Origin of the sequence: Acidocella sp. (assembly GCF_013044125.1) — a bacterium.
Classification (GTDB): domain Bacteria; phylum Pseudomonadota; class Alphaproteobacteria; order Acetobacterales; family Acetobacteraceae; genus Acidocella.
Map to the genome: position 1 here is coordinate 1 of NZ_JABEVC010000163.1, position 5,273 is coordinate 5,273.

General features: G+C 65.3%; 7 protein-coding genes and 1 tRNA gene. 3 read left to right on the forward strand and 5 right to left on the reverse strand.

Annotated features, from left to right (window positions below; all coding sequences use genetic code 11):
- Positions 1 to 227: 227 nt before the first annotated feature.
- The 4 genes from HKL97_RS10210 to gatC all read right to left on the reverse strand — a co-directional run bounded on the left by HKL97_RS10210 (position 228) and on the right by gatC (position 3,579).
- A tRNA-Ser gene (locus tag HKL97_RS10210) sits at positions 228 to 314 on the reverse strand.
- Positions 315 to 368: 54 nt separating this feature from the next.
- Positions 369 to 1,820, reverse strand: coding sequence for an Asp-tRNA(Asn)/Glu-tRNA(Gln) amidotransferase subunit GatB (gene gatB / locus HKL97_RS10215; RefSeq protein WP_291424998.1), 1,452 nt, complete (start codon positions 1,818 to 1,820; stop codon positions 369 to 371).
- A complete protein-coding gene (gatA, locus tag HKL97_RS10220; RefSeq protein WP_291425000.1) occupies positions 1,820 to 3,295 on the reverse strand; it encodes an Asp-tRNA(Asn)/Glu-tRNA(Gln) amidotransferase subunit GatA in 1,476 nt (491 codons plus the stop codon). Before gatA ends, gatB begins: the two co-directional genes overlap by 1 nt.
- Positions 3,292 to 3,579, reverse strand: a complete 288-nt coding sequence (gene gatC / locus HKL97_RS10225; protein WP_291425002.1) for an Asp-tRNA(Asn)/Glu-tRNA(Gln) amidotransferase subunit GatC — start codon at positions 3,577 to 3,579, stop codon at positions 3,292 to 3,294. The genes gatA and gatC overlap by 4 nt, the downstream gene beginning before the upstream one ends.
- A gap of 46 nt (positions 3,580 to 3,625) precedes the next feature.
- On the opposite strand from gatC, the gene ruvX reads away from it, so the two are divergent.
- Genes ruvX through HKL97_RS10240 form a run of 3 tightly spaced genes read left to right on the forward strand, consistent with a single transcriptional unit; the run spans position 3,626 to position 4,969 of the window.
- Positions 3,626 to 4,087 (forward strand): Holliday junction resolvase RuvX, encoded by a 462-nt coding sequence (ruvX, locus tag HKL97_RS10230; RefSeq protein WP_291425004.1) that lies wholly within the window; start codon positions 3,626 to 3,628, stop codon positions 4,085 to 4,087.
- A gap of 1 nt (position 4,088) precedes the next feature.
- The gene (locus HKL97_RS10235) at positions 4,089 to 4,805 is read left to right on the forward strand and encodes a hypothetical protein (protein ID WP_291425006.1); all 717 of its coding nucleotides are present in this window, start codon (positions 4,089 to 4,091) and stop codon (positions 4,803 to 4,805) included.
- Positions 4,802 to 4,969: a hypothetical protein gene (locus HKL97_RS10240; protein WP_291425008.1), complete on the forward strand. Its 168-nt coding sequence runs from the start codon at positions 4,802 to 4,804 to the stop codon at positions 4,967 to 4,969. Before HKL97_RS10235 ends, HKL97_RS10240 begins: the two co-directional genes overlap by 4 nt.
- Before the next feature lie 6 nt (positions 4,970 to 4,975).
- On the opposite strand, the gene HKL97_RS10245 is transcribed toward HKL97_RS10240, so the two are convergent.
- Positions 4,976 to 5,104, reverse strand: a complete 129-nt coding sequence (locus tag HKL97_RS10245; RefSeq protein WP_291425010.1) for a hypothetical protein — start codon at positions 5,102 to 5,104, stop codon at positions 4,976 to 4,978.
- Positions 5,105 to 5,273 lie beyond the last annotated feature (169 nt).

Sequence of the window (5,273 nt, forward strand, 5' to 3'; positions counted from 1 at the left end):
CGACGCCAGCAAAGAAGCCTGGAATTTCATCGCCAATGACGCGGCTCGAATTACCTCAATCGGAACCAGAGACTGGGCATGCGTCAATCTTTAGGGCTGCTGGTATAAGAGGCTGATTCACGCTTTCGGTTGCCACGCTGGCGCGCGGCAGCCTCAAACGATCAGACTCTAGGCGGCGAAAATAACCTGATGCCCTCGGGTATTTTCGTGATCGTTGCGATCAGATCCGGACGGGGTGGGATTCGAACCCACGGTACGCTTTCACGCACGGCGGTTTTCAAGACCGCTGCCTTAAACCGCTCGGCCACCCGTCCCGGATGATGCGTACCTAACCGACCTGTTGAAATACTTCAACCTGCGGCGGCGGCTCAGCCCAGCTGGGCTTTCACCGCCTCGTTGACCAGTGCCGGGTTGCCCTTGCCCTGCATGGCCTTCATCACCTGGCCGACGAAGAAGCCGAATAATTTATCCTTGCCGGATTTATATTCCGCCACCTTGTCCGGGTTCGCGGCCAGCACCTGCGCCACCGCCGCGTCGATCGCGCTGGTGTCTGTCACCTGGCGCAGACCTTTTGCCTCGACGATGGCGGCTGGCATGGCGCCGGTTTCCACCATCTCCTCGAACACATCCTTGGCGATGCGCCCGTTGATGGTCTTGTCCGAGATGAGGTCGAGCAGTTCGCCCAGGGCGGCGCCGGAAACCGGTGGGTTTTCAATCGAGCGGCCGGTGCGGTTCATGGCGGCGAAGAAGTCGCCGGAAATCCAGTTGGCGGCGAGGCGGGCATCGCGGCCCTTGGCAACGCTTTCGTAGAAACCCGCCATGGCCTGGTCGGCGACCAGCACGCCCGCATCATAAAACGGGATGCCATATTCATCGCAGAAGCGGCGGCGTTTTTCGTCGGGCAGCTCGGGGAGTTTGGCTTTCAGGCCCGCGACGAACTCTTCCTCCAGCACCAGCGGCAGCAGGTCTGGTTCCGGAAAATACCTGTAGTCATGCGCATCTTCCTTGGAGCGCATGGAGCGCGTCTCGCCGCGCGCGGGGTCGTAGAGCCGGGTTTCCTGGCGGACCTCGCCGCCGGACTCCCAGACCTCGATCTGGCGCAGCGCCTCGGCCTCCACCGCGTGCATGACGAAGCGCACGGAGTTGACGTTCTTGATCTCGCAGCGGGTGCGGAATTCCTCGCCCGCCTTGCGCACGGACACATTCACATCCGCGCGCATGGAGCCTTCTTCCATGTTGCCGTCGCAGGTGCCGAGGTAACGCAATATCTGGCGAATTTTGCGCAGGTAAGCTCCGGCTTCCTCCGGTGAGCGGATGTCGGGTTCGGAGACGATTTCCATCAGCGCGACGCCGGCGCGGTTCAAATCAATCACGGATTTAGAGGCGTGCTGGTCGTGCATCGACTTGCCGGCATCCTGCTCCAGATGCAGCCGCGTGATGCCGATGTGCTTGATGGTGCCGTCCTGCAATTCGATTTCGACATCGCCGGTGCCCACGATCGGGTGCTCGAACTGGCTGATCTGATAGCCGTTGGGCAGATCAGCGTAGAAATAATTTTTACGGTCAAAGCGCGAGACCAGGTTGATCCGCGCCTTCAGCCCCAGCCCGGTGCGCACCGCCTGGGCCACGCATTCGCGGTTGATGACCGGCAGCATGCCGGGAAACCCCGCGTCCACGAAGCTGACATGCGCGTTGGGCGCACCGCCGTAAGTGGCGGAGGCGCCGGAGAAGAGTTTGGACTCGGAGATGACCTGCGCGTGGATTTCCAGCCCGCACACGACTTCCCAGGTTCCGGTTTTTCCTTCGAGGCTGTAAGCCATTATTCTGCCCTCACGCTTGGCAACGCGGTGAATCCGGCCGCGCGCTCCAGCGCCGCCGAGACCGCGAAAACCGTCTCTTCATCGAAATGTTTGCCGATCACCTGCAAACCCAAAGGCAGCCCTTCGGCGCTCAAGCCGGCGGGGATGCTCATGGCGGGGACACCCGCGAGCGAGGCGGGGACGGTGAACACGTCGTTGAGATACATCGTTACCGGGTCGTCCATTTTCTCGCCCAGGCCAAAGGCGGCCGAGGGTGCTGTGGGGGTGAGGATGGCGTCCACGCTCTCAAAGGCGTTGTTGAAGTCGCGCAGGATCAGGTTCCGCACTTTTTGCGCCTTCAGGTAATATGCGTCGTAATAGCCGTGCGAGAGCACATAGGTGCCGATCATGATACGGCGCTTCACCTCGGGCCCGAAACCGGCGGCGCGGGTGCGCTCGTACATGTCGATCAGGTCTTCGCCGTCCACCCGCGCGCCAAAACGCACGCCATCATAGCGCGCAAGGTTGGAGGAGGCTTCGGCCGGGGCGACGATGTAGTACACCGCGAGGCCGTATTTGGTGTGGGGCAGGGAGATGTCGACGATCTCGGCGCCCTGTTCGCGCAGCCAGGCAACGCCTTTTTCCCACAGGGCGCTAATTTCGGCGCTCATGCCGTCCATGCGGTATTCGGCGGGGATACCGATGCGCAGGCCTTTCACGCCCCGGCGCAGTGCGGCGCGGAAATCGGGCACCGCACGCACGGCGCTGGTGGAATCGCGCTCATCGAAGCCGGACATGGCGCCGAGCAGAATGGCGCAGTCTTCCACGGTGCGCGCCATCGGCCCCGCCTGGTCGAGCGAGGAGGCGAAGGCGACGATGCCATAGCGCGAGCAGCGGCCGTAGGTGGGTTTGATGCCGGCGAGGCCGGTGAACGAAGCTGGCTGGCGGATGGAGCCGCCGGTGTCGGTGCCGGTCGCGCCCAGGGCGAGCCGCGCGGCAACCGCCGCGGCCGAGCCGCCGGAGGAGCCGCCGGGGACGAGTTTGGCGTCCGAGCCGTTGCGTTTCCACGGGTTTTCCACCGGGCCGTAGCCGGAGGTGATGTTGGACGAACCCATGGCGAATTCATCGAGGTTGGCTTTGCCCAGGCATACCGTCCCGGCTTCCAGGAGCTGGCGCGTCACCGTGCTTTCATAGGGTGGCACGAAGGGTTCCAGGATTTTGCTGGCCGCCGTGGTGCGCACGCCCGCGGTGCAAAACAGGTCTTTAATCGCCAGCGGGATGCCGGTGAGCGGCCCCGCGGTGCCAGCGGCAATGCGTGCGTCAGCCGCCTGCGCCTGGGCAAGGGCCAGCTCCGGCGTTACCGTTATATAGGCGTTCAGGCGCGGGTTGAGCGCCGCGATGGCGGCGTTATGCGCGGATGCCAGCTCCACGGCGGAGAATTTTTTCGCGCTCAGCGCCTGCGCGGCCTGGGCGATCGTTAAATCAAGGAGGCTCATTCCACAACTTTCGGTACGGCGAAGAACTGCCCGACTCGGTCGGGCGCATTGGCCAGGATTTGTTCGGCGATTTCGCCGTCGGTCACGAGGTCTTCGCGCAGGCGCATGGCCATTTGCGCGCCGCCGGAGAGCGGGGCCACGCCCTCGACGTTGACCTCGTTCAACTGGTCCACATAGCCCAGAATCGCGTTCAATTCGGTCTGCAACACGCCAACTTCGGCGTCATCGACGCGGATTCTGGCCAGTTTCGCAATCCGGCGTACCGTTGCGCTATCGAGCGACATCAATAATCCCTTGGGTTTAAACTCTGGCCGGACCATAACCGCGCGCATGGCGCTCTTCAACCTCACGGAATTTTTCGCTCAACTCCCCCCCGGCGCAAGGCTGCTGGGGCTGGACCCCGGGGCCGCGCGCATCGGCGTGGCGCTCTCGGATGTAGGGCGGCGGATCGCCAGCCCTTACGGCACGTTGCAGCGCGCCAAGCTGAAGCAGAACGCGGCGGAGGTGGCGGCGATTGCGGCGCGCGAGGGGGTGGGGGGCTTGATCGTCGGCCTGCCGCTGGATGGCGAACAGAAGCTGGGGCCGCGGGCGCAGGCGGCGCGCGACTGGGCGCATGCGATGAGCGCCGCCACCGGATTGCCGGTTGCGCTGGTGGATGAGAGTTTCACCACCGCGGACGCGCATGAGCGCATGATAGAGGCGGGGTTGAGCCGCGCGCGCCGGGGCGAGATTATCGACAAGGCCGCCGCCGCCGCCATCTTGCAGGCGGCGCTGGACGCGATGGGGGGGTAGCATGCCGCATTTCGGGATTATTCTGGCCACCTACCTGGGCGCCTGCGTGGAATGGGTGGAGGCGTTCACTATTGTTCTGGCGGTGGCGCTCTCCATCGGCTGGGCCAGCGCCGCCACAGCCGCCGGGGCGGCACTGCTGGTGCTGGCGGGCATGACGCTCACCGGCACGGCGCTGCTCGCCTATATACCGGATTTTGCCTGGGTGCAGGGGATTATCGCTGCGTTCCTTATCCTGTTTGGCCTGCGCTGGCTGGCCAAGGCCATCGCGCGCGGGGCGGGGCTGAGGCCGCTGCATGATGAGGTGGCGCAATTCAACGCCGTGCGCGCCAGCAAGGGGCTGAGCGACCACCACGCCGCCTGGCTGATCGCCTTCAACGGCACATTGCTGGAAGGCTTGGAGGTCTGGTTGATCGTGGTGGCGCTTGGCGTGCAGTCGCACCATACGCTGCCGGTGGCGGGCGCGGCCATTGCGGCTTTGCTCACGGTCATTGCCGTGGGGGCGCTGCTGCACAGGCCGCTGGCGCGGGTGCCGGAAAATGCGCTGAAGTTCATCGTCGGCGGCGCGCTGCTGGGTTTTGGCAGTTTCTGGCTGTTGCAGGCGCTGGGTTATGCGTGGCCGTTGGGTGACGGCGCGCTGCCCGCGCTGGTGGCGTTTTACCTGCTGGGCGGGCTGGGGCTGGTCGCGCTGCTGCGGCGCCGGGCGGGAGCGGCGGCATGAGGGCGCTGTTCAAGACGTTGTTTGGCAGCGCGCGCACCATCGGCGCGGCGGCGGCGGCGGCGGGGCTGGCGGTGCTGGCCCTGCACGGCCCGGCGCCGGCGTTGGCCGGCGCGGTTCTGCCGGTGGCGCTGCTGGCGGGGGCCGCGTATCTCGCGCGGCATTGAAGTGGTTCAGGCGTTCATCTCGCGCGCCAGCAACTCATAGGAACGCTGCCGGGCCGCCGGGTCGTAGGCGGTGGTGGTGATGACCAGCTCGGCGATGCCGGTCTCCCCCGCCAGCGCGCGCAGCCGCGCCGCCACATCCCGCGCCGTGCCGGTGAAGGCCCGCTCCTTGCGCCGGGCGGCTCTGGCCCGCTGCTCATCGGTGAAGGGAAACGCAGGAAACAGCGGATTATTTCTACCAGTCGCGCGCCGTCTTCAGCGTGTTGCGCGACCAGGGCCGCTTCACCGCCCAGCTCTCGCCGGAAGA

Bases quoted from the DNA above. Each gene is read 5' to 3' on its own strand.
- gatB (WP_291424998.1), bottom strand. From the start codon at position 1,820: ATGGCTTACAGCCTCGAAGGAAAAACCGGAACCTGGGAAGTCGTGTGC.
- gatA (WP_291425000.1), bottom strand. From the start codon at position 3,295: ATGAGCCTCCTTGATTTAACGATCGCCCAGGCCGCGCAGGCGCTGAGC.
- gatC (WP_291425002.1), bottom strand. From the start codon at position 3,579: ATGTCGCTCGATAGCGCAACGGTACGCCGGATTGCGAAACTGGCCAGA.
- ruvX (WP_291425004.1), top strand. From the start codon at position 3,626: ATGGCGCTCTTCAACCTCACGGAATTTTTCGCTCAACTCCCCCCCGGC.
- HKL97_RS10235 (WP_291425006.1), top strand. From the start codon at position 4,089: ATGCCGCATTTCGGGATTATTCTGGCCACCTACCTGGGCGCCTGCGTG.
- HKL97_RS10240 (WP_291425008.1), top strand. From the start codon at position 4,802: ATGAGGGCGCTGTTCAAGACGTTGTTTGGCAGCGCGCGCACCATCGGC.